The organism is Streptomyces sp. AC555_RSS877 (assembly GCF_019049245.1).
Lineage (GTDB): Bacteria > Actinomycetota > Actinomycetes > Streptomycetales > Streptomycetaceae > Streptomyces.
Window position 1 is genome coordinate 1 of sequence record NZ_JAGMUK010000109.1, and the last position, 2,296, is coordinate 2,296.

A 2,296-nucleotide genomic window follows, 5' to 3' on the forward strand; every position below is an offset into this window, starting at 1 on the left:
CGGGCACCCCGCTACGACGTCGGCAAGACCGTCAAACGCCCTGAGACCCTCAAGGCCATCGGCAAGCCCGGAAGATCTTGGTAGATAAAGAACAAGCTTAGTGGTGGGCGGTCACCAACCCAGGTGGGACGCCCTTTGGTGCTTCAGGCACGTAAGGCAGGTCGGAGCGTGAAACGTTACGGTCATAACGTTTCGCGCTCCGGTGGCGTGTGGGGTCAGCCGGTGAACCGGGAGCTTCTGTGCAGGGTTTCCGTGAGTGCGGCTTGTGCCGAGTTTCGGCGGGTTTCGTGGGCGAGGGTGCCGAGGGCGACGCTCACGGAGCGGATCAGGCGGCCGTGGACAGCCCATAGATCGCCGGACGCGTATAGGCGGGCTGTGTCGGCCGCGGTCTGTAGGCGGGTGCCGTACTGGCCGGATCCGAACTCGCCGCTCTCGTTGCGGATCGCACGCCTGAGCCGTCCGCAGGCGTGGACGAGGTCGGGAGTGAGGTCGTAGTTCGTGCGGGGGATGGTTTCCTGCTCCCAGATGTGGGTGATCAGCTGATCGAGCGCCCCGTGGATTCCGGGTTCGGCGGCGGTGCCGTCGGTTCCGAACTGGTCGCCGAGGCGTCGCAGGAGCCAGACCGCGGCGAGGTGGGCGACGAAGACGGGCAGGCCCTGAGCCTCCAGGTGTCGGGTGCACCCCAGGCGGCGGCCGTAGGTGTCGGCCGCACGCAGAACCGCGGATTCGCCGTCGGGATCGAACGGGTCCGTAGCACTGTGCAGCACGGCGATCGCGGCGCCACTGTAGGGGCTGTTGTGCCATGCCTCCTGAAGGATTTTCTGGATCTGATAGAGGTGCACGGCGGTGCGCTGCTCGCCCTCGTCCTCGCCCTCCTCCATGGGCTTCGGGGTGCTGGTGTCAGTCATGCGGTGCCTCCGTACGTCGGATGGTTCAGAGGAGCGGCCGTGGCCTGGCCTTAGCCCTACGCGCCGAGGAGGGCAAGCAAGCTGGTCCGGGAGATCCCCAAGTCCCGCGCGGTCCGCGAGTCGTTGCTGCTGTTGGCCATGCGAACCGTCGTGGCAGCGCCCTGGCGCCCAGCGCGTACGTCCCGCTGAAGGTCTTCGCGGACCAGGGTTCCGATGGCGCGGGCGGTGCGCTCATGGCCGATGGCCGCCTCGCGCTCCTTCCAGGCGCGGGCCTCCCGCTGCTCGGGGTCTCCCGTCGGGATGTCGAAGGCGAGAAGGTCGGCGAGGTCCCGGGCGGTCCGGGCCGCGCGGGCGAGCAAGGGAAGGTCGTCCGTGTCCTGGGCCAAGAGCGAGGAGTGGGCGCCGTACACGAGTTCGGCTGCACGCTCTGGGCTGCACTGCACCCACTGTCCGTCCGTCTCAGCGACGTAGCGGGTGCTCAGGCTGACCAGCCAGCGCCCACCCTCGGTCAGCCAGAGACTGAACGCCCGTCCGGTTTCCCGCAGTTCGTCAGCGTCTTCACGGAGTACCTGGTGGGCGCTGCCCAGGTTGAACCATTGCGCCTGCTGCCAGGGCTGGTTCTCGCAGCCCATCACCACCGGTACATCGTCGCGCTCCACGCTGCCGGTGATCACAGCCCAGTCGATGTCGTCGCCGGGCAGGCGTGACTCGCCGCCCTCGTTGGGGATCGAGTAGTCCTTCTCGGCGAGGAGAGCGTCGGTCACCTCGTCGTCGAGTTCCTCCCCGCCCGTGTAGGCCAGGAGTTCCTCCAGGGTCAAGGCGGTCAGCATCGGTGTCGGACGGCTCTCGGTCCAGACACCGCACTCCCAGCCGGACGGACCGAGGACGATCGCGGTCTCCTCCGGGCGGCTCCGCCGCTCGGCCAGGTCCGCGAGCAGTTCGGCAGTGATGGTCAACGACATCCGGGCACCTCCCACATAGATATGTCGGGGTACCCCGACATATCTACTGTAGGGGTACCCCGACAGGTGTGCAAGGTGCCGAGTTGAGGTGCGGCAGGTCGTCATCCGCACACCAGCCGAGGTTGGCGTCTGCCTGACGTGACCAACGTGTCTCACAACCCTCGGATACCTGCAAGTCATGTCCCTGAACAGGGCACGTGCCTTACATGCCTTTTCTGAACTAGGACTTGAGAGCCTCCGGCTCGCTCTGTGATCGCGACTGTGGCGGATCCGAAGCAAACTGCTCAGGGTCTGTCCGGCGGATCTTGGCTTGGCAGCGCCCCGTCGACCCCTCCGGTTGGAGTGGGGAAGGTTGCACCTAGGCTTTGGCCATGCTGCTGGTCCACGGCGGGGAAGCCGTAGCTAACGCTCCCGAACTGCGCACGG

2 protein-coding genes are annotated in these 2,296 nt (G+C 66.8%); both read right to left on the bottom strand.

Annotated elements, in window-relative coordinates; translation table 11 throughout:
- Positions 1-215: 215 nt before the first annotated feature.
- Complete coding sequence (locus tag KUM49_RS36415; RefSeq protein ID WP_217241248.1) at positions 216-908, bottom strand: hypothetical protein; 693 nt, start codon at positions 906-908, stop codon at positions 216-218.
- 56 nt (positions 909-964) lie between these two features.
- Positions 965-1,870, bottom strand: a complete 906-nt coding sequence (locus KUM49_RS36420; RefSeq protein ID WP_217241249.1) for a hypothetical protein — start codon at positions 1,868-1,870, stop codon at positions 965-967.
- Positions 1,871-2,296: the final 426 nt, after the last annotated feature.

What these genes read in the sequence shown, in the direction of transcription:
- KUM49_RS36415 (WP_217241248.1), bottom strand. Translation starts at nt 908, where the DNA reads ATGACTGACACCAGCACCCCGAAGCCCATGGAGGAGGGCGAGGACGAG.
- KUM49_RS36420 (WP_217241249.1), bottom strand. Translation starts at nt 1,870, where the DNA reads ATGTCGTTGACCATCACTGCCGAACTGCTCGCGGACCTGGCCGAGCGG.